This window comes from Streptomyces sp. NPDC028289, assembly GCF_055565975.1.
Window position 1 is genome coordinate 97,265 of sequence record NZ_JBVHTI010000002.1, and the last position, 18,596, is coordinate 115,860.

General features: G+C 72.3%; 19 protein-coding genes and 1 pseudogene. 16 read left to right on the forward strand and 4 right to left on the reverse strand.

Features of this window, described 5'->3' with window-relative positions:
* The first annotated feature begins 127 nt into the window (after window positions 1–127).
* Complete coding sequence (locus tag ACZ4UV_RS08375; RefSeq protein WP_467836826.1) at window positions 128–916, forward strand: ANTAR domain-containing protein; 789 nt, start codon at window positions 128–130, stop codon at window positions 914–916.
* Between the two features lie 48 nt (window positions 917–964).
* Here ACZ4UV_RS08375 and ACZ4UV_RS08380 read toward each other — a convergent pair whose 3' ends face one another.
* Window positions 965–1,492 (reverse strand): hypothetical protein, encoded by a 528-nt coding sequence (locus ACZ4UV_RS08380; RefSeq protein WP_467836830.1) that lies wholly within the window; start codon window positions 1,490–1,492, stop codon window positions 965–967.
* Between the two features lie 66 nt (window positions 1,493–1,558).
* Window positions 1,559–2,091 (reverse strand): annotated as a pseudogene (locus tag ACZ4UV_RS08385) (zinc-binding dehydrogenase); the annotation flags it as partial.
* A 456-nt stretch (window positions 2,092–2,547) separates the two neighbouring features.
* On the opposite strand from ACZ4UV_RS08385, the gene ACZ4UV_RS08390 reads away from it, so the two are divergent.
* The 13 genes from ACZ4UV_RS08390 to ACZ4UV_RS08450 all read left to right on the forward strand — a co-directional run bounded on the left by ACZ4UV_RS08390 (window position 2,548) and on the right by ACZ4UV_RS08450 (window position 14,595).
* Window positions 2,548–3,237 carry a HemK2/MTQ2 family protein methyltransferase gene (locus tag ACZ4UV_RS08390; RefSeq protein ID WP_451017623.1) on the forward strand — a complete coding sequence of 230 codons (690 nt, stop codon included), beginning with the start codon at window positions 2,548–2,550 and terminating at the stop codon, window positions 3,235–3,237.
* Entirely contained in the window at window positions 3,221–3,433 is a 213-nt protein-coding gene (locus ACZ4UV_RS08395) for a CDGSH iron-sulfur domain-containing protein (RefSeq protein ID WP_451017613.1), read from the forward strand. Before ACZ4UV_RS08390 ends, ACZ4UV_RS08395 begins: the two co-directional genes overlap by 17 nt.
* Window positions 3,433–4,458: an iron-containing redox enzyme family protein gene (locus tag ACZ4UV_RS08400; RefSeq protein ID WP_451017612.1), complete on the forward strand. Its 1,026-nt coding sequence runs from the start codon at window positions 3,433–3,435 to the stop codon at window positions 4,456–4,458. The genes ACZ4UV_RS08395 and ACZ4UV_RS08400 overlap by 1 nt, the downstream gene beginning before the upstream one ends.
* A 261-nt stretch (window positions 4,459–4,719) precedes the next feature.
* A complete protein-coding gene (locus tag ACZ4UV_RS08405; protein ID WP_451017611.1) occupies window positions 4,720–5,667 on the forward strand; it encodes an ABC transporter ATP-binding protein in 948 nt (315 codons plus the stop codon).
* On the forward strand, window positions 5,664–6,503 hold the full coding sequence (locus tag ACZ4UV_RS08410) for an ABC transporter permease (protein WP_451017610.1): 840 nt from the start codon (window positions 5,664–5,666) through the stop codon (window positions 6,501–6,503). The genes ACZ4UV_RS08405 and ACZ4UV_RS08410 overlap by 4 nt, the downstream gene beginning before the upstream one ends.
* Before the next feature lie 28 nt (window positions 6,504–6,531).
* Complete coding sequence (locus ACZ4UV_RS08415; RefSeq protein ID WP_451017622.1) at window positions 6,532–7,845, forward strand: sensor histidine kinase; 1,314 nt, start codon at window positions 6,532–6,534, stop codon at window positions 7,843–7,845.
* Window positions 7,842–8,510, forward strand: coding sequence for a response regulator transcription factor (locus ACZ4UV_RS08420; RefSeq protein ID WP_351495660.1), 669 nt, complete (start codon window positions 7,842–7,844; stop codon window positions 8,508–8,510). The genes ACZ4UV_RS08415 and ACZ4UV_RS08420 overlap by 4 nt, the downstream gene beginning before the upstream one ends.
* Window positions 8,511–8,670: 160 nt before the next feature.
* Window positions 8,671–10,167 (forward strand): hypothetical protein, encoded by a 1,497-nt coding sequence (locus ACZ4UV_RS08425; RefSeq protein WP_451017609.1) that lies wholly within the window; start codon window positions 8,671–8,673, stop codon window positions 10,165–10,167.
* Between the two features lie 5 nt (window positions 10,168–10,172).
* Window positions 10,173–11,114 (forward strand): lysylphosphatidylglycerol synthase domain-containing protein, encoded by a 942-nt coding sequence (locus ACZ4UV_RS08430; protein ID WP_451017621.1) that lies wholly within the window; start codon window positions 10,173–10,175, stop codon window positions 11,112–11,114.
* Window positions 11,115–11,282: 168 nt separating this feature from the next.
* A complete protein-coding gene (locus ACZ4UV_RS08435; RefSeq protein ID WP_451017608.1) occupies window positions 11,283–12,527 on the forward strand; it encodes a sialidase family protein in 1,245 nt (414 codons plus the stop codon).
* 334 nt (window positions 12,528–12,861) lie between these two features.
* Window positions 12,862–13,290 (forward strand): DUF5994 family protein, encoded by a 429-nt coding sequence (locus ACZ4UV_RS08440; protein ID WP_451017607.1) that lies wholly within the window; start codon window positions 12,862–12,864, stop codon window positions 13,288–13,290.
* 262 nt (window positions 13,291–13,552) lie between these two features.
* The gene (locus ACZ4UV_RS08445; protein ID WP_360663174.1) at window positions 13,553–13,825 is read left to right on the forward strand and encodes a hypothetical protein; all 273 of its coding nucleotides are present in this window, start codon (window positions 13,553–13,555) and stop codon (window positions 13,823–13,825) included.
* A 284-nt stretch (window positions 13,826–14,109) separates the two neighbouring features.
* Window positions 14,110–14,595, forward strand: a complete 486-nt coding sequence (locus ACZ4UV_RS08450; protein WP_451017606.1) for a DUF5994 family protein — start codon at window positions 14,110–14,112, stop codon at window positions 14,593–14,595.
* Between the two features lie 38 nt (window positions 14,596–14,633).
* On the opposite strand, the gene ACZ4UV_RS08455 is transcribed toward ACZ4UV_RS08450, so the two are convergent.
* The gene (locus tag ACZ4UV_RS08455; protein WP_467836847.1) at window positions 14,634–15,902 is read right to left on the reverse strand and encodes an ATP-binding protein; all 1,269 of its coding nucleotides are present in this window, start codon (window positions 15,900–15,902) and stop codon (window positions 14,634–14,636) included.
* Window positions 15,903–16,193: 291 nt separating this feature from the next.
* Between ACZ4UV_RS08455 and ACZ4UV_RS08460 the strand changes: the two genes are divergently transcribed.
* Complete coding sequence (locus ACZ4UV_RS08460; protein ID WP_467836850.1) at window positions 16,194–16,787, forward strand: DUF5994 family protein; 594 nt, start codon at window positions 16,194–16,196, stop codon at window positions 16,785–16,787.
* Between the two features lie 13 nt (window positions 16,788–16,800).
* Entirely contained in the window at window positions 16,801–16,962 is a 162-nt protein-coding gene (locus ACZ4UV_RS08465) for a hypothetical protein (RefSeq protein WP_451017603.1), read from the forward strand.
* Window positions 16,963–17,035: 73 nt separating this feature from the next.
* On the opposite strand, the gene ACZ4UV_RS08470 is transcribed toward ACZ4UV_RS08465, so the two are convergent.
* On the reverse strand, window positions 17,036–18,319 hold the full coding sequence (locus ACZ4UV_RS08470; protein ID WP_467836853.1) for a PP2C family protein-serine/threonine phosphatase: 1,284 nt from the start codon (window positions 18,317–18,319) through the stop codon (window positions 17,036–17,038).
* Window positions 18,320–18,596 lie beyond the last annotated feature (277 nt).

Consider the following 18,596-nt stretch of genomic DNA (forward strand, 5'->3'; position numbering starts at 1 on the left):
CCGCCGTGGCCCAAATCGTACGGCCGCGTTTTCACGCAACCGGAAACACGAACTAAATTTCACGTACACCTTGACGGGCCAGGGGGAGCGTACGACGCTTGAGGAGGCATGTGCGGAGGAGGCGATCATGCTGGAACCGTCCGACGAAGTGCCGTTCGCGGGCGAATGCGGCGGCGACCGCCCGCCCCGGCCGACGACCACGAGTCTGATGGCATCGGCCCGTCCGGACGGCGGTCGAGTGACCGTCACCGTGAGCGGCGAGTTCTGTCTCGACAACAGTCAGGAGCTCCGGCACACCCTGCGCGACGCCCTTGCGAGCTCCGCCGAGGGCGTGGACCTGGATCTCGGCCGGTTGACGTTCGCGGACTGCAGCGCGCTCAACGTACTGCTGGCCGCCCGCGCCCGGGCGGTCGCGGCGGGAAAGACGATCACCGTCACCGCCGTCAGCCCCGCCGTGGAACGCCTGCTGACCTTCACGGACACCTACGGTCTCTTCTCCGCCGCACCCGACGGATCAGTCGCATCCGACGGCACCGATCCGCCCGTGGGGAAATCCGGGCCTCAGGGCGGGAACGCGGACGACGGGGTTCTGCGGACGGAGGTGGTCCAGCTCCGCCGTGCGATGCGCACCCGTCCGGACATCGACCTGGCGCGCGGGGTCCTCATGGCCACGTTCGGTCTGAGCCCGGACGCAGCGTGGGAGGTGCTGGTCACGACATCTCAGCACACCAATACCAAACTGCACCACCTCGCCAGGGACGTGCTGACGGCGGTCCATGGGGCAGCGCTGCCGGATGCCGTCCGGAAGCAGCTCACCGCAGCCGTCGCCACGGCCCGCAGGACCGACGGCCGGCCGTCGAGCGCCACCCCCACGGAAGCGGCACGGGAGGCGTGCCGGGGACGGGCATGTGGATGAACGCGGGCTCGGCCCTCTCGCCCCGGCCTTCGGGCCCTCAGCGCCCCGTCAGTCACACAGCAACACGTCTCGGACCGCTCTGACGCGCAGGTCCTCCAGCGTGCTCAGCTGCCGCCCGGCCCGTGCGATCAGGTCGTCGAGCTCCTGTTCGTCGAGGCGGCCGTCCGCCTCGGCCAGGACGCGCAGGGTGCGCCAGCCGAGTTCCTTGCCTTTCACTCCCAGCCGGAGGAACTCGAGTTCGATGACCAGTGTCAGCGGTGAACGCCTGAAGAGGCGCCCGTTGCTCTTGAGACGCCCCAGTCGCTCGGCCGCGGCGGATGCGGCGACCTTGTAGCGGCGCTGCGGCACGCCCAGGCTCCGCATGATGCGCAGCAGGCTCGCCCGGTCCTCGGCGACCTCGCCCGCGAGGTGCCGCAGGGGTTCCGCGAAGGGCGGGTCGCGATGCGATCGGGCCATGAACTGGGAGCGTCCGACTCCGACCGTCGAACCTGCCAGATGGTCGTTGAGATAGATCCCGAGCAGGTCCGTACGGACCGTGCGGACCTGCGGGCGGGTGCCCGGCATCGGTGTCGTCATGGCTCGTGCCCTCGCTTTCCTCCGCCCGCGTGCGGCGGCTCTGCACGAGTACCCGCCCAGCCCGTCTCAGCCGTGGCGGTCGGGGTGCAGGATCACCTTGGTCCAGCCTTCGTCCCGGTTGTCGAAGTGCTCGTAGGCCGGCGGTGCCTCGTCGAGACCGAGTTCGTGCGAAACGATGAAGCCGGGCTCGGCCCTGCCTCCGGCGATCAGGTCGCGCAGGGCCCGGTTGTACCTCTTCACCGGCGCCTGGCCGGTCGTGAGGGCGGCATCCTCCTGGCCGCTCGGATCGTGAGCCTGGTAACCGACGCATTCACAGCCGTTGTCGGCGCCGAGCCCGAGCGTGGCCTCCTTCACTACCTCGGCCGGGTCCTGGCTGCTGGTGTCGATCGGGATGGCGCCGGTCTCTCGGCCTTGCGCAGCCGGTCCCGCTGGTGGTCGGCGACCCACACCCGGCCGGCGCCCCTGAGGATCGCCGAGCAGGCGGCCATGAGCCCGACGGGTCCGGCGCCGTAGACGACGGTCTGGTCCCCGGGCCCCACGCCGGCCGTCTCGGTGGCGTGGTAGCCCGTCGGGAAGACGTCGGCGAGCATCACGTGGTCCGGCCGGCCGGAGGGCGGCTGAGCGTGCTGGTGCTGCCCGTGCCGGGTCCCCGTACACGATTCCGGCGAAACGGACCAAGGGGGTGTGGTGGTCGCCAGGCCGACCGCGGCATGCAGGTGGCCTGCACGTATGCCGCGGATCCGGCATCCTCCGAGGTCCCGCCGTCCGGCCGCTGGAGCAGCGCGAGACCCCGTCGACGTGACAGTCCCCGCCGGGATCTCTCGTTACGACAGCGGCCCGGGGGTACCCGTGTGACACGACGGGCCGGGATGCGGCCCGCCCGCACCCCCTCTCACCAGCGTGGAGAGCACCCGTGAAAGCCCTCGTCGTCCACCGCACCCTCAGGACATCCCCGCAGCCCTCGGACACGGAGGCCCTGGCCAGAGCCTCCGCGGAGTCGCCCGCGCACTCGCCGGGCGGCCGTTGAAGGCGTCGAGCCGACCAGGGGCACCATGATGGCGACCGAATCCCTCGTCTCCCCGCCCCGGTTCCGCGGCTGGGTCCCGCCGGGCGTCTACCGGCCGCAGACCGACACCGGGCTGCTCGGCCGGGCGCTGCGCCGGGAGCGGATCACCAGCCGGACCGAGGTCCTGGACCTCGGCACCGGCAGCGGTGCCCTCGCGGTGGAGGCGGCCCGGCTCGGCGCGCGGGTGACCGCGGTGGACATCTCCTGGCGCGCGCTCGCCGCCGCCTGGTGCAACGCCCTGCTGAACGGCCAGACGGTGCGGGTGCGCCACGGTGACCTGGCGTCCGCGGTGCCGGGCCGTCGCTTCGACCTCGTGGTCACCAACCCGCCGTACGTCCCGGCCCCGCCCGCCGACCGCCCGCCCCGGGGCCGCGCGCGGGCCTGGGACGCCGGGCCCGACGGCCGGCTGCTCATCGACCGCATCTGCGCGGCGGCACCGGCGGTCCTGCGCCCCGCGGGGAGGCTGCTGATGGTGCACTCCCACCTGAGCGGCGTCGAGGAGACCCTGGCCCGGCTCCACGCGGCCGGGCTGCACGCCCAGGTCGTCGACCGCACCCGGCTGCCCTTCGGCCGCATCCTGCGCTCCCGGTCGGGCTGGCTGCGCGAACGCGGCCTGTTGGCCGACAGCGCCGACCGCACGACGGAGGAGCTGGTGGTGATCCGTGCCGAACACATATGAACGCCCCCGCCGGATCCGCGTCCAGCGCGACGGTCCGCTCCTGGTGGAGGGACCCGTCGAAGTCGTGGGCGAGGACGGCGAGGTGCATGTGTCGCGGCGCTTCACCGTGGCCATCTGCACCTGCCGCCGTACCCGGACCCCGCCCTGGTGCGACACCAGCCATCGCCGCCGTGCGAAACCGGACGAGGCATCGTGATGACGAACGTACGACTGCCGGAGCCGCGCGGCCCGCTCTCCGCCGCGCTCACCGCCGCACTGAGCGGACCCGGATCCGGGCTGCCACCGGTCCCCTCCGGAACGGACCCCTACGGCGACGACCTCCAACTCGCCCTGTACATCCTCTACGAACTCCACTACCTCGGCTTCGACGGCGTCCCCGACGACCGCGAGTGGGACCCCGGACTCCTCGCCCTGCGCGCCGGGTTGGAGGACCGCTTCCTCGGCGCGCTGCGCGCGGACGTGCCGGTCGACGCGTCCGACAGCGCCGCGCGGGCCCTGGACGAGCTCCAGCTCGAACCGGTCGGCGAGGTCGAGGGCAGCCTCTCCCACTTCCTGCGTGACCACGGCACTCTCGACCACTTCCGCCAGTACGCCGCGCTGCGCTCGCTCTACCACCTCAAGGAGGCCGACCCGCACGCCTGGGTCATCCCCCGGCTGCGCGGACGGGCCAAGGCGGGGATGGTCGCCGTGGAGTTCGACGAGTTCGGCGCCGGCCGCGCCGACGAGATCCACGCCCGGCTCTTCGCCGACCTGATGGCGGACCTGGGCCTGGACACCTCGTACGGCCACTACGTCGACGCCGCACCGGCCGAGGCACTGGCCACCGCCAACATGATGTCCCTGTTCGGCCTGCACCGGGCCCTGCGCGGAGCGCTCGTCGGCCACTTCGCGACCGTCGAGATCACCTCGTCTCCCGCCTCCCGGCGGCTGTCCGAGGCCCTGCGCCGCATGGGCGCCGGCCCGGCGGCCGTCCGCTTCTACACCGAGCACGTCGAGGCGGACGCGGTGCACGAACAGGTCGTACGGCACGAGGTCGTCGCCGGACTGCTGGCGGACGAGCCGCAGCTGGACGCCGACGTGGTCTTCGGGATCCGCGCCACCGGGCACCTGGAGGACCGCCTGGCCGCGCGCGTGCTGACGGCCTGGTCGGACGGCCGATCCGCGCTGCGCACGCCCCGCACCACCCCGTCGGCCATGGCCCCTGAGGGCTCACGGGTGTGAGCACGCCGGACGCCTCCGCACCGGCCGGACCGGACGGCCACTGCGCCCGTGCGGCCCGCTTCCGGACCGCACGCGGCAGCGCCCCGACGGCGACCTGGAGGGTGCGACCGAGGGGGCAGGCGTGCGTAGTACCGCGGTACGACCCGGCGGGCGTGGATCATGCCCCGGTACCACCGAATCGGGGCGTTTCGACTCCTAGCGTTGTCGGTGAGGCGTCGAGGGGCGACAGACGGGCGCCGGCTCCCACAGGAAGAGACGCGCATGATCGACGCACAGCAGCTGACCAAGAGGTACGGCGAGAAGACGGCCGTCGACGGGCTGGACTTCGCCGTGCAGCCGGGCACGGTGACCGGCTTCCTGGGGCCCAACGGCGCGGGGAAGTCCACGACCATGCGCATGATCGTCGGCCTCGACGCCCCGACCGGCGGGTCGGTGACCGTCAACGGACGGCACTACGCCCGCCACCAGGCACCGCTCCAGGAGGTCGGTGCCCTCCTGGAGGCGAAGTCGATCCACCCGGGCCGCTCGGCCTACAACCATCTGCTGGCGCTCGCGCTGACCCACGGCATTCCGCGCCGCCGGGTCGACGAGGTCGTCGAACTGGCCGGCCTCGGCAGCGTGGCGAAGAAGCGGGCCGGCGCGTTCTCCCTCGGCATGGGGCAGCGGCTCGGTATCGCGGCGGCGCTGCTGGGCGATCCGCAGACGGTGATGCTGGACGAGCCGGTCAACGGGCTCGACCCGGAGGGCGTCCTCTGGATCCGCAACCTGCTCAAGGCCCTCGCCGAGGAGGGGCGGACCGTGTTCGTGTCGTCCCACCTGATGAGCGAGATGGCCCTGGTCGCGGACCATCTGATCATCGTGGGGCGCGGGCGGCTGCTGGCCGACACGACCGTGGCGGACCTCGTCCGGGAGGCGGGTGGCGACACGGTGCAGGTGGCCACCCAGGAGCCGGCCCGGCTGCGGGAGGCACTGGCCGGTCCCGGCGTCGACATCAGCGGGCGGGCCGGCTCCGAGGAGCTTCAGGTGACCGGGCTGAGTGCCCGCGACATCGGCCTCAAGGCGGCCGAGCACGGGATCGCGCTGTTCGAACTGACCGCGCGCACGGTGTCGTTGGAGGAGGCGTTCATGAACCTGACGAGGGATGCCGTGGAGTACCACGGCTCGACGACCGGCATCGAGGCCCGCGTGACCGAGGGGAGTGCGGCATGAGCACCCTCGCCGCGCCCGTCGAGGCGCCCCCGGCCACCGCCACCCGCCCCGTTTATCGGGTGACCGGACGGCGCGTGCTCGCCTCGGAGTGGGCCAAGCTGTGGTCGCTCCGCTCGACCTGGATCACCCTGGGCCTCGGCCTGCTCTTTCTCGTCGCCTTCGGGCTCATCGCCGCGAACCACTACAAGTCGGGCGTCGGTTCTCCGCACCAGGACCGTGACTTCGCCACCGCGACCGCCGTGAGCCTGTCCCTCTTCGGCACCAACTTCGCCCAGCTCGCCCTCGGCGTGCTCGGCGTGCTGGTCACGGCGGGGGAGTACTCCACCGGGATGATCCGCTCCACGCTCACCGCCGTACCGCGCCGGCTGCCCGTGCTGTGGTCCAAGGCGGCCGTGTTCGGGCTGGTCGCGCTGGTGGTGGCAACGCTGGGCGCGTTCGTCGCCTTCCTGTTCGGCAGCCAGATCGTGTCGGGCACGCCCGCGGCCATGGGCCTCTCGCACGCGGGTGTCGTGCGCAGCCTGCTGGGCGCCGGACTCTACCTCGGCCTGGTCGGCGTCATCGGCACCGCCCTGGGCGCCCTGCTGCGGTCGGTGGCCGGCGGCATCTCGGTCCTGGTCGCCTCCCTGATGCTGGTCCCGGGCCTGATCTCCCTGCTGCCCAGCTCCTGGCAGGACGACATCAGCCCCTACCTGCCGAGCAACGCGGGCGAGTCGATGTTCGCCCTGACCCACGACAGCACCACCCTGTCGCCGGGCGCCGGGCTGCTGGTCTTCCTCGGCTGGACGGTGCTCGCGCTCGCGGGCGCGGCGTACCGGCTGGTGCGCAGCGACGTCTGACAGCCTGCACCATGGGCAGGTGACCACCTTGACGACGACCGCCTCCGCCGGGGACATCGGCGGAACGGGACCGCTGGCCGCCCGGCTCGCCCGGGCCGGCCAGCGGCTGCGGCACGCGGACCGCGCCCATCCGTGGGTGCTGGACACCGCGGTCGCGGCGCTGGTCTTCTTCATGTTCTGCCTGCCGGACCTCCTGCACCACGGCAGCGCGAGGTACGGGGACGGAGACGGGGACGGCCGGCGCAGGTTCCAGTTCGTCTTCACCCAGCTCCCCCTCGCGGCCATGCTGGCCCTGCAGGCCGGTTTGGTGCTGCCGCTGCTGTGGCGGCGGCGCCGGCCCATGGCGGCCTTCGTCACCATCGCCGCGGTCTTCGTCCTGCAGTGGTCGCTGGACGCCGTGCTGCGCGCGGACGTCGCCCTGTTCGTCGCCCTGTACAGCCTGGCCCTGCACGGGCAGCTGCGCCGCCTGCCGTGGGCCTGCGCGGTCATGGCGGCGGGGATGGTGCTGGTCGCGGTGCGGGTCTCGCCGGCCATGTCCGTCTGGGACGCCCTGTTCTTCCTGCTGAGCACGGCGACCGCGGCCCTGGCCGTGGGCCTGACGGTGCGGACCCGGCGGGCGCAGCTCGCGGGGCTGCGGGAGCGGGCGGCGCGGCTGGAGACGGAACGCGACCAGCGCATCAGACTCGCGACCGCCACGGAGCGCGCCCGGGTGGCCCGTGAGATGCACGACATCGTCGGCCACAACCTGTCCGTCATCATCACCCTCGCCGACGCCGGCGCGTACGCCACCGACGCCGCTCCCGAACGCGGCAAGGAGGCCCTCCAGCTCATCGGCGACACCGGCCGCACCGCCCTCGGCGAGCTGCGCCGGGTGCTCGGCGTCCTGCGCGAGGCGTCGGACGGCGCCCGCCAGGCACCCGAACTCAGCCCCCAGCCCGGCCTCGCGGACATCGAGACGCTGTGTGACGGCGTACGCACCGCAGGACTGGAGATCGTCTACCGGACGGTCGGCGAGGTGGACGCCCTGGACCGCGGGATGCAGCTGACGGTCTACCGCATCGTCCAGGAGGCCCTGACGAACACCCTGAAGCACGCCGGTGCCGGCACCCAGGTGAACCTGGCGGTCGTCGTCGAGGACGAACGGCTCGTCATCCGGATCCGGGACGACGGCCCGGCCGGACCCGCCGGACCCGGACCATGGAACGAGGAAGGACACGGACTGGTGGGCATGCGCGAACGAGCGGCGCTGTACGGAGGGACCGTGAGCGCCGGGCCCGCGGCCGACGGGGGGTGGGCCGTGGAGGCCGCCCTCGACCTGACACCGCAGGGAGGCACCCGGTGACCACGGTGCTCGTCGTCGACGACCAGCAGCTGCAGCGCTACGGCTTCCGGGTGCTGCTCGACTCCATGCCCGAGACGGAGGTGGTCGGCGAGGCCTCGAACGGCGCCGAGGCCGTCCGCAGGACCGCCGAACTCCGTCCCGACGTCGTGCTGATGGACGTGCGGATGCCCGGTATGGACGGCATCGAGGCGACCCGCCGGATCGCCGAGGCCGGGGGGCGTTCCCGGGTCCTCGTGCTGACCACCTTCGACGTCGACGAGTACGTGCATGCCGCCCTGCGGGCCGGAGCCAGTGGCTTCCTCCTCAAGGACGCACGCCCCGACGAGCTCCTCGCCGGGATCCGCGCGGTCGCCGGAGGCGACGCGGTGATCGCGCCGGCCCTCACCCGCCGCATCCTGGACGAGTACGCCCGGCACGTGCCCACCAGAAGGGGCGACCCGGCCGAGGACCCGCGCCTGGCCTCCCTGACCGAACGCGAGCGCGAGATCCTCGTCGCCATCGGCAAGGGCTGGACCAACGGCGAGATCGCCGCCCGCTTCGTCGTGTCCGAGTCCACCGTGAAGACGCACGTGGGCCGCGTCCTGGCCAAGATCGGTGCCCGCGACCGCGTCCAGGCCGTGATCTTCGCCTACGACCAGGGAATCGCCCTCCCCGGCGCCGGCTGAAAAGAACGGGCCGACCGAAGGAGAGAACCGGCTGAAGGGAACGGACGTCTTCTCACCCGCCTCTAACCCTACAAACCGTAGGGTGGGATGTCCTCCTACGGGCTGTAGGAGGTTCCGGCTCCCGGCCGGTTCCGGGGCGTGTGACGAGGAGAGGTACGAGATGGCCGACGGCCCGAACGCCACGACGACCGGTGCCGCTCGCACCGGCCTCCCGGCGGAGGCCGTCCGGCCCCGGCGTGCGCGGGCCGAGCCCCGGCTCGGGGCGGTCGCGGCCGCCTTCACGCTCGCCCAGCTCGTCCTCGTCCGGCCGGACATCGGTCTCGGCTGGGACGAGACCGTCTACGTCAGCCAGGTCAGCGGCCACGTTCCCGCCGCCTACTTCAGCGCGCCCCGCTCCCGCGGCATCTCGCTCCTCGTCGCGCCGGTCGCGTCGTGGTCCGACTCCACGGTCCTGCTCCGGATCTACCTGGCCGTCCTCTCCGGCCTCGCCCTCTACCTCGCCCTGCGCGTCTGGCGGGGCCACTTCGGCCCCGGCGTCCTGGCCCTGTCCGGCGCCCTGTTCGCCTCGCTGTGGGTGACGTTGTTCTACGGCTCCGAGGCCATGCCCAACTACTGGGTCGCCATCGGCGCCCTGGCCTGCGTCGGCTGCTTCCTGCGCGCCCGTGCGAACGCCCGGGACCGGGCGGCCTGGTGGGGTGTGTTCGCGGGCGCGGCGCTGATGGCGTGGATGCGCCCGATGGACGCGGTCTACGTCGTGCTGCCCCTGCTCGCTCTCGCCCTGCGCCGCCCGCGCCGCCCCCGTCTGCTCGCCGTGCTGGCCGCGGGGCTGGTGGCGGGTGGCGGCGAGTGGGTGATCGAGGCGTACACGAGCTACGGAGGTCTGGCGCGGCGCCTGTCCGCCGCCTCCGCCATCCAGGGCGGCCTCGGCTGGCACCTCGCCGTGGTCGACCAACTGCGCAGCCTCGGCGGTCGCACCCTGTGCCGCCCCTGCACCGGAGCGGCCCCCAACCCGGCGGTGACCCTGTGGTGGTTCGCGCTGCCGCTCCTCGCCGTCCTCGGCGCGGTGGTCGCCGTCCGCGCCCGGCGGGCCCTGCCCGTCCTGCTGCCGGGGGCCTGCGCCGCCACGGCCGCGATCCCCTACCTGTTCCTCATCGGCTACGCGGCCCCCCGCTTCCTGCTGCCCGCCTACGCCCTGCTCGCCCTCCCCGTCGCCCTGGGCCTCGTCCACCTGGTCACCGCCCCGTCCCACCGAGCCGGGCGCGCCCTGGCCGTCGGCCTGGTGGCGGTCGGCCTGGCAGGCCATCTGGCCGTGCAGTACGTCGTCCTGGAACACACCGTGCACAGCTCCGCCGCCTCCCGCGCCGACTGGGCCCGCACCGCCGCCGCCCTCCACACACGTCGCGTACGGCCGCCGTGCCTGCTCAGCGGCTACGACGCCGTGCCGATCGCCTTCTACACCGGCTGCGGCTCCGCCCAGACGGCGGGGCACGACGCCAGCACCACCGTGGCCGAGCTGAAACGCGCCGCCCACGGCACGGCCTTCGCCGTCCTCGTTCGGCCGGGGAGCCGTCCACCCGCGTACGCGCGCACCTGGGCCGAGCAGCGGGTCGGCGCTCTCCGGGCGTACATGGATCCCGTCGTACGGCAGGGGAGGTGACCGCCGTGACCGCGGCCGAGAGCCTGGCGGTGACCTCGGGTCGGCGCCTGTACGTCCGACTGGGCATCACCCTGCTGGTGCTGGTCGCCGCCGGCGGGATGCTCGTCGCGCACCGGGCCACGCTGGACAGCGGTACCGACCGGCTGGCCGCCGCCGACGGGGAGTGGCTGGTGCTCGCCTGCCTCGCCGCGGTGGGCACCTGGGTGTGCGCGGCCGTGGCACAGCAGGGGGCGGTGGTCGAACGGCTGCCCAGGGGGCGGCTGGTGGCGGCGCAGTTCGCGGCGGGCGCGGCCAACCACCTCCTTCCGGCGGGTGCCGGTGCGGCGGTGGTCAACCTGCGGTTCCTGACGCGGTGCGGGCTGTCCACCCGGCGCTCGGCGACCGCACTGGCGGTGAAGGCGGCGGTCGGCGGGACGGTCCGGTGCGTGCTCGGGGTGGCCCTGCTGGTCGCCTCGCCCGGCACGGTCCGTCTCTCCGCGCGGGTCCCGCACGGACTGGTTCTGCTGGTGCCGGTGGTGGTCGGAGCCGCCGCGCTGACGGTCGCGCTCCACGGCCGCCTCGGACGAGCGGTGAGCAGGGCCTTCGCCGACGTGCGGGCCGTGCACCGGTGCCGGGCGCGGGCCTGGGCGCTGTGGGGCGGCTCCGTCGGGTTCGCTCTGCTGCATGCCGGGGTGGTCGTCGCCGTGGTCCACGCGATCGGCCTCGGCCTTCCCATGAGCCGTGTCGTCATGGCCTACCTGGTCGCCAGCGGCGCCGCGGCGCTGCTGCCGACGCCGGGCGGACTGGGCTCGCTGGACGCCGCGCTGGCCCTGGCGCTCACGGCGGCCGGCGCACCGGGACCGGCGGCGGTCTCGGCGGTCCTCGGCTACCGCCTGCTGACCGGATGGCTGCCGATGGCCCCCGGGCTGCTGGTCCTGGCGCTGCTGGCCCGCCGCTCGGCCCTGTGAGCCGAACCGGTTCTCGTCCCGCACCTCGGCCGGCAGGGCTGCCCGGGGGACCGCCTCGCCGGCCCGCCCGGCCACCCGGTCCTTCATTTCCCCTTCACCTCAAGGGCGTTGTCGCGTCACGGCCACGCCTTTAGGTTCGGCTGGGTCGTCCCGCTGACCTGGAGAGCAATGAGCCGTCCCTTCCCGAGCCGTCGTACGTCCGTGCTCGGTGCTGTCGCGATCGGCCTCGCTGCGCTCGTGGTCTCCGTCCGGCCCTGGGCGGACCGGGCCGGCAACGCGGATGCCGGGCCGGAACGAAGCTGCACCTCCTCCGTTCCGTATGTCTCGGGCGTGGGCGGCTACGGCAGTTACCGCATTCCCGCCGTCGTCCGCACGCGCGCCGGGACCCTGCTCGCCTTCGCCGAAGGCCGGGTCGGGGGCAGGGCGGACCACGGCGACATCGACGTCGTGCTCAGGAGGTCGCAGGACGGCGGATGCACGTGGGGGCGGCTGCAGGTCGTCGCTGAGGGCGACGGGAACACCCGGGGCAACCCGTCCCCGGTCGTCGATCCCCGGACCGGGAACATCGTGCTCGTCACCTCTTACCACAGCGGTGACGTCACCGAAGCGCAGATTCTGCGCGGTGAGGCCACGGGTGAGCAGGGCCGGCGGGTGTTCGTGCAGACGAGCGAGGACGACGGGCGCTCCTTCTCCGCCCCGCGGGAGATCACGTCGGAGGTGAAGAAGCCGGACTGGCGCTGGTACGCCACGGGGCCGGGCCACGCCGTCGCGCTGACGCGGGGTGACCACGCGGGGCGGCTGGTGGTCCCGGCGAACCACTCCTCCGCGCCGCCTCCGGGGTCGCCGGACACCGGCCAGGAGCCCAGGTACTACGGGGCGCACGCCATCTACAGCGACGACGGCGGGAAAACCTGGCACCTCGGCTTCGTCGACGACTCCTACGAGGGTGTGTACAACGCCAACGAGTCGACAGCGGCCCAACTACCGGACGGACGCCTGTACTTCAGTGCCCGGAACCAGAAGGGCACGAGCTCGGGGAACCGCCTGGACGCCTACTCCGGTGACGGGGGCGCCAGCCTGGACCGGGGCTATGCGGAGCAGCGTTCGCTGAACGACGTGCCCTTGGTGGAGGGAAGCGTGCTGCAACTGGCCGGGAAGGAGGGGAACCTGCTGTTCTCGGGACCCTCCGTGCCGACCGACCGCGCGGCCATGGCGTTGTGGAGCAGCACGGACGGGGGCCGGTCCTTCGGCAAGGCGCTGACCTTGTCCGCGCGGAAGGCCGGGTACTCGGACCTCGTTCAGGTCGACGGCCGGAGCGTGGGCATCCTGTATGAAACGGGCGTTCGGACGGCGTACGAGACGATCGAGTTCCGGCGGGTTCCAGTGACGGATGTGTCGGCGGACGCCCAGTAGGAGACCCGTGCCCGGCCGGACCCGGGACGCGGACGCCGCACCGGATCGTGCGTGAAAGTGATCACGAAGAAGGTGACCGGCTGGGCCGCGCTCATCGCCGTACCCACTGCGATCACCGGATACTGCGCCAGAACCTCTGACCGCGCCGGTGCCGGGCACCGGCGCGCAGGCTCCGGAGGCGGGAAAGCACCTGGTCACCCCCGGCTTTTCCGGCCGGTGAGCGGAGTAGTGTGAAGAAACCGGGAGTTCTTCGCGTGCCGGCTCCGCTGCGGGTGCCGTTTCCGGTGATCGACAATGCCGGGCCCACCCACGAGCCCGGGGACAGGTCCGCGCCATGCCCGTGACCATCGACCGTACGACATCGACCAGGCGCGCGCCCCCGCAGTCGGCCCGGCTGTCCCTGTCGCCCGCGCCGGGCGGGCTGGACGGCATGTGGTGGCCTCGGTCCCGTGCCCTCACCCGTGAGCTGCCCACCCTGACGGCCGCACTGGTCGAACATTGGGGCCGCATCACGGGCGTCACCGTGCATCCGGCCTACTGGCCCGTCATCCCGCACTGGGTGTCCGTCGCCGGGCGTACCGTGCAGGTGGGCTGGTCCACCGAGGCCCAGGATCCGCACAGACTTACTCTGTCCCTACCCGATGGTCGCCGAGACGTGCTGGTGATTCCGCCGGAAACCGGTGCGGAGGCAGCCGCGCAGCTGATGGCGGGCGACGGCATCAAGGCTCCGGCCCCGCCTTCGCCCGCCGGTCGGCGGAGGTGAGAGAGCCATGACTGTCATCGCCGTGGCCGTGCTGCTCCTTCTGATCGCCGTCGGAGTCGCTCTGATCCACCGGCTCAACGCTCAGCACGACGCGCGGATCGCCGCCTTCCACTACGGCGGTGTTCTGCCGGGGACCGGGCGTCGGCCCCGGCGGCACGGTCGGTCGGCGGTGGACGCGACCGTTCCGACGCGCCCCACCGCGACGGCGACCGCGGATGACATCGACTTCGGTCCGACCGTGGGCAGTAGAGGAAGGCGCGTCATGGCGATATTGCGAGACCGGAAGACGTACCGCGAGAGGATCATGCAGGCTCTGTACCAAGCCGCCGAGGGCAATCGCCTCCTGGGCGTCGATGGGGCGAAGCTCCGCACCGACCTCGGTATCCCTGAGCAGGACATGGCCGCTGCCTGTATGTACCTGGCGGACGAAGGCTGGGTCGTCGTGGACTGGGGGAGGGGCAACACGCCCGCGATGATCACGCTGACGCACCAGGGGATCCGGCAGATGGAGACGGAAGAGGAAGGGCGCGGCTGAGCAGCCGTGTCGGCTTCTCGGACCGACGTGAACCTTCGCAGGGATTGCCCGTGCCGGATCAATCCCTTTGGCGTAACGTGGAAACCGGGTCGGCGCACGCTCACGTGCAATGACCCGGAAGGGCGGCTCCGGCGGGTATACGCCGGAGCCGTTGTCTGCTTCCGTAACCGCGCCCTGCGGCGAAGCGCTCGCGCGAGCGTCGTGCGGAGTACCGTGAGGGAGCAGGGCCGTATCGCGGTCGCACACTCTGCGGTCGCACTGCTCTCTGCGGACGGGCGGACACCATGGCCGACTCAGACACCCCCGACCTCCCCCGGCTCCTGCCGGATGCCGTCCACCGGTCGGTGAAACCCGGAACGGCCCTGCTGCGGCTGGAGACGACACACGCACGCGAGGGGATCCTGGACGGCGCATGGTGGCCGCGGTCCCGGGACATCGGCGCCGAGCTCCCCTCGTTGATCTCCGCGTTGGCCGAGCACCTCGGGCCTGTCACCCGGGTCGGTCTGGACGGCAGCGCCTGGGACGAACTGCCGACCCGGGTGACGGTCGACGGCCGAGTCGTCCACATCGACTCCTTCCCGGTCGCTGACGACACCGTCCTCATCACCCGGGGCGACCGGGACCATTTCTCCCTGATGCTGGTCCCTCCGGACACGTCGCCCGACGCGGCACGCGCCGCGATGGCCAGGGCCATACGGGCCGACAACGTCACCGACGCCAGACAGATCCTCATCGATACGGGCGGCGACACGCCACCCACGCCGTCCTGACACGTCCGTCGCAGATCGACTCTTTATCGGCCTGGACGCTAGATGCGGGCGAACTTCTCCGTCTGCTGGGCGAATTCCTGGGCCATGGCGGAGCTGACCGTGGGCTTGGTGTCGCGGATCGTGTCCAGGTAGTCGTCGGTGGTGGGGGTGGTCCGGGTTCCGGTGTCGAAGGTGCGCTCGAACTGGGCCTGGGAGACGGTGCGCGCCGCGTGGGCGATGTCGGCGGGGGTGAACCCCCCGCTGGCGGACGCGAGTACCGCGCTGTCGGCCCGCGCGCCCGCTCGGGACAGGTAGCTCTCCCACAGTGCGGTCCGGGCGGTGTGGTCGGGAGGGCCGATCGGCAGCACGTAGTCGAAGCGGCCGTGCCGCAGGAACGCGGAGTCGAGCGTGGTCACGTTGTTCGTGGCACACACGAGCAGCCGTCCGTCCTGGCTTCGGAACCGGACGATCGCCTTGAGCAGTTCGTTGACGACGCCGACAGCGGTCGCGTCCGCGCCGCCGCGTTCGCCGGCGATCTCCTCGACCTCGTCGATGAAGGCGAGGACGTGCTCCAGCCGGGCGATCTCGTCGAAGCGCCGGTTCAGCCCGGTCGCCAGGCCGTACTCGGCGGCCAGACGGGCGGGGAACAGTTCGAGGAAGGGCCATCCCAGGCGGCTGGCGATCGCGTGCGCGAACGTGCTCTTGCCGGTCCCGGGCGGGCCGAACAGCATCACCGCCCGGGGCGGTTCCACTCCGTGCTGGGCGGCCAGTTCGGGATGGGCCAGCGGCAGGACCAGGCGCCGCTCGATGAGCTGCTTCTCCCGTTGCATGCCCGCGACCTTCTGCCACAGTCCCCCCGGCGGCAGCTCCGCTCCGAGCGAGGACAGCGTGCCGGCCGACTGTGGGCTCACCGGCCCGCGCTTTTCGAAGAAGACCAGGCCGGGGCGGGCGCCGAAGTCGCAGTTGCGCAGGGCGGTGGCACCGGTCTCGCCCTCGGGAAGGGCGGCGTGCACCGCGCGGACGCCGGCGGCGAAGAGCCGTTGCTCAAGGGTGGTGATCAGGGCACTGCCCAGCCCGCGCTGCCGCCAGGTGGGCGCCATGCAGATGCGCAGGATCCATGCCCGTTCGCCCTCCACCCTGCTCACCGCGGCGCCGATCAGCACGTCGTCGGCCGTGGCCACCACAGCCGGGTGGCGGGTCTGGAGGGCCGTCACGGCGTCCGAGAGCGGGAAGAGCGGCGGCTCCTCGGTCGTGCTGCTCTCCATGTCGACTCGGATCAGCGCTTCGAGATCGTCCTGGGTGTAGTCCCTGACCCGCCAACCCGTCATGATCAGCTCCGCGTGTTCGGCCGTACTCCCATCATCAGCCGATGCCCGCAGGACGCGCGCGACAGGCCTCGGCCACGAGTGCGCCCTGGTGGCACGGATCGCTCGGGCCGTAGTCGGGCCAAGCCTCGTGTTCCGTTCGGCCCGTCGCTCCCCATCGGTCCGCCGGGCCTCGGCGAGGAGTATCCTGGTGATTACCGAGAGCATCTCGTACACCGGCTTCCACGCCGGGTCGTTCTCGGCGATTGATGACAACCGGGCCGGCCGTGACCGGCCCGGGGTTGGGCCCGCGCCATGACCGCGACCATTCCGTTCACACCCGCAGTCGAAGCCCGGGCCCCTTCCTCGTCACCCCTCCGACTCACGCTGGCGCCGGCCGTCGCCCCTCCGGCCCTGATCGACGGTGCCTGGTGGCCCCGTTCGCGCAACCTGACGGAGCAGCTCCCGGCGCTCGTCGAACGTCTCGACCCGCTGTGGGGGCGGATCACCCGGATAGCGGTGAGCCGCACGCTCTGGCCGGTCATTCCGGGAGAAGTGCCCGCGCACGGCCACATGGTGCGCGTCGGCTGGTCCAACGCCGGGGAAGACCCGCACAAGCTGTTGCTGCTGTCCTACACGTTCGGCTGCTGGAACCTGCTGGTGATCCCACCGGAGACAGGGCCGGCCACCGCGGCCCGGCTCATGGCCACGGCCACCGACCCGTCGCGGAGCCTCACGGCGACCGGCCTGATCCATGAGGCCGAAGCCTTTGCCGCGGCAGAGGCGGCGGCAGACTCGGACTCGCTCCGGGAGGCGGTCTGGGACTCCGAGGGCGGGCATGACGCCCGCCACCCCACGTCGCGTACTCCTGACGGACCGGTCACCGGCCACATGCCCACCCGGCAGTAGGAGTGTGAGATACATGGGCACCCTGGTGACGGTGAGTGTGCTCCTCGCGATGATCGTCTTCGGTGTGATCGTGATCCAGCTGTTCACCGCGAGCCACGATGACCGCATGGAGACCCCGGCCCCCGGCCGTACCCGGCGGTGGCGGTTCTCGCCATGGCACCGCACGGAGAAGTGAACCCGCTCCGAGGAGGATCGCGGAGCCGGCTCCGCCGGTAGGACGTTCGCAGACAGCGGCGGGAGTGTAACGGTCAGCGTGTCTTCGGCCATGTCCCTGGTGGTGCGGCTGCCGGCTCACTCCAGGAGGGCGAGGCGGTCGGTGGCGCCCCGCGCCATTCGATCAGCAGGAGCGTCGCGTCGTCCGTCGTGATCCCGCCCCGCGCCCGTTGCAGCGTGTGGGAGAGGCTGCGCGCCACCGTCCGGATCTGCCGCGCCGTGGGTCCAAGGCGGTTCACCCAGTCGATGAGCTGTTCCTCACCGAATTCCTCACCGCCGACATCGCGCTCCTCGATCAGTCCGTCGGTGAAACACATGATCCGGTCGCCGGGCTCGAGGGCCACTTCACTGATCCGGGGCTCGTGACCGCCGAAGCCGACGGGCAGCGTCGTCGGGCCCTGCAGCCGTCGTACGACACGGTGTCCACGGATCAGCAGAGGAGCGGGATGTCCGGCGTTGACCCACTGAAGCCTGCCCGTGACCGTGTCGAGCCGCATCATCAGTGCGGTCACGAAGTGGTCGGGGCCGAACTGCACGGCGACGGCCCGATCCATGAACGCATAGATCTCCGACAGGCCGACGCTGATGCGCCGGGCATGCCGGTAGGCTCCGATGACCACCGTGGCCATCGTGGCGGCATCCAGCCCGTGGCCCATCGCGTCGACCATGGCCACATGCAGGACATCGCCGTTGAGGGCGTAGTCGAAGCTGTCGCCGGCCACGTCGTAGGCGGGTTCCAGCATTCCGGCCAGCTCGACCCGGGGCGTGAACATCGCCAGCGGTGGCAGCAGCGACCACTGGATCTCCGCCGCCACACTCATCGGTTCTCTGCGGCGCAGCCGGAAGAACAGATCGGTGTAACCGTGCTTGGTCACCAGCATGTCGGCCACGAGCGAGGCGAGTCGGCGCAGCAGCCGTCGCTCGTCGTCGTGGATGCGGTCCAGGGTGACGGCCATGACGCCCACCTGGTCGCCACCGTCCAGCAGAGGCAGGTAGATCCGCACACCGTCGGCCTGCGGCACCTCCACGGGACGCGCTTCCCGGAAGGCACGGCCGACGTCGGAGCCGTCGATCGGCTGCGGTTCCCCGGCCGCCAGCCCGTCACCCGGCAGGGGGACCAGCCACACCTGGCCGTAGTCCTGCAGGAAGAGCGAGGTCTCGCGGCCGTCGAGCCTGCCGATCTGCCGGGCGACGAGCGGACCGAGCTGGTGCGGCGGCAACTCGTGCCCCTGGTCGAGCAGGACTCCCAGAAACTCCTCCCCGAAGTGCTCCGACCGGGCGGAGCCTTCCCGGGGTTCCTGCCGCTCACCGCCCGCCATCGCCGTGGCCCGGGGGGACGTTCTGGCGGATCTTCACGAAGGCGCTGTGCATACCGACTCCCGACAGAGACTCACCGGCCGACGCGGCGTGGGACTTCCGCCCGGATCGCGGGGGCCGACCCACCGACTCCCCATCGAGTCGGCCGTGCGCTCGTGCGCGCCGCGTCCGAGCCGCGGCGGCCGGTCGGCACCGGCGGCGACCTCTGCCGGATCGGCCTCTCCGGCGCCGCGAACGTTTCGAGGGGTCCGCGCCGTCTGCCGCCCTGCCCGCGGCCCG

Bases quoted from the DNA above. Each gene is read 5' to 3' on its own strand.
- ACZ4UV_RS08375 (WP_467836826.1), top strand. From the start codon at position 128: ATGCTGGAACCGTCCGACGAAGTGCCGTTCGCGGGCGAATGCGGCGGC.
- ACZ4UV_RS08380 (WP_467836830.1), bottom strand. From the start codon at position 1,492: ATGACGACACCGATGCCGGGCACCCGCCCGCAGGTCCGCACGGTCCGT.
- ACZ4UV_RS08390 (WP_451017623.1), top strand. From the start codon at position 2,548: ATGGCGACCGAATCCCTCGTCTCCCCGCCCCGGTTCCGCGGCTGGGTC.
- ACZ4UV_RS08400 (WP_451017612.1), top strand. From the start codon at position 3,433: ATGACGAACGTACGACTGCCGGAGCCGCGCGGCCCGCTCTCCGCCGCG.
- ACZ4UV_RS08405 (WP_451017611.1), top strand. From the start codon at position 4,720: ATGATCGACGCACAGCAGCTGACCAAGAGGTACGGCGAGAAGACGGCC.
- ACZ4UV_RS08410 (WP_451017610.1), top strand. From the start codon at position 5,664: ATGAGCACCCTCGCCGCGCCCGTCGAGGCGCCCCCGGCCACCGCCACC.
- ACZ4UV_RS08425 (WP_451017609.1), top strand. From the start codon at position 8,671: ATGGCCGACGGCCCGAACGCCACGACGACCGGTGCCGCTCGCACCGGC.
- ACZ4UV_RS08435 (WP_451017608.1), top strand. From the start codon at position 11,283: ATGAGCCGTCCCTTCCCGAGCCGTCGTACGTCCGTGCTCGGTGCTGTC.
- ACZ4UV_RS08440 (WP_451017607.1), top strand. From the start codon at position 12,862: ATGCCCGTGACCATCGACCGTACGACATCGACCAGGCGCGCGCCCCCG.
- ACZ4UV_RS08445 (WP_360663174.1), top strand. From the start codon at position 13,553: ATGGCGATATTGCGAGACCGGAAGACGTACCGCGAGAGGATCATGCAG.
- ACZ4UV_RS08450 (WP_451017606.1), top strand. From the start codon at position 14,110: ATGGCCGACTCAGACACCCCCGACCTCCCCCGGCTCCTGCCGGATGCC.
- ACZ4UV_RS08455 (WP_467836847.1), bottom strand. From the start codon at position 15,902: ATGACGGGTTGGCGGGTCAGGGACTACACCCAGGACGATCTCGAAGCG.
- ACZ4UV_RS08460 (WP_467836850.1), top strand. From the start codon at position 16,194: ATGACCGCGACCATTCCGTTCACACCCGCAGTCGAAGCCCGGGCCCCT.
- ACZ4UV_RS08465 (WP_451017603.1), top strand. From the start codon at position 16,801: ATGGGCACCCTGGTGACGGTGAGTGTGCTCCTCGCGATGATCGTCTTC.
- ACZ4UV_RS08470 (WP_467836853.1), bottom strand. From the start codon at position 18,319: ATGGCGGGCGGTGAGCGGCAGGAACCCCGGGAAGGCTCCGCCCGGTCG.